This window comes from Erwinia sp. PME.40.26/001, from assembly GCF_055556675.1.
Genome location: NZ_JBVHNP010000053.1, coordinates 1 through 359, shown reverse-complemented (window position 1 = coordinate 359; position 359 = coordinate 1). Strand labels below are relative to the sequence as shown.

At 69.9% G+C, this 359-nt stretch carries 1 protein-coding gene; it reads left to right on the top strand.

Annotated elements, in window-relative coordinates; all coding sequences use genetic code 11:
- Nucleotides 1-359: carbohydrate ABC transporter permease (locus ACZ3HG_RS23185; RefSeq protein ID WP_465334654.1), on the top strand; the 359-nt coding region annotated here is incomplete at both ends.

Here is a 359-nt window from a genome sequence, read left to right as displayed (position 1 = left end):
CGCTCAACATCGCGCTGCGCGGTCTCGGGCTCGGCAACGTCGCCCGCGCGTGGATCGCCGACCCCACGTGGGCGATCTGGACCATCCTGATCGTGCTGGTGTGGCAGAACATCGGCTTCGCGATGGTCATCTACATGGCGGGTCTGGCCGCGGTGCCGGTCGAGATCGAGGAAGCCGCCGCCATCGACGGAGCGAACCTCTGGCAGCGGTTCTGGCACGTGACCCTGCCGTCCATCCGCCCCGCGGTCGCGATCGCCACGACACTGGGCCTCGTCAACGGTCTGCGCGTCTTCGACCAGATCATGGCCCTGACCGGCGGCGGCCCTGCCGCGGCCACCGAGACCCTGGCGACGCAGGTC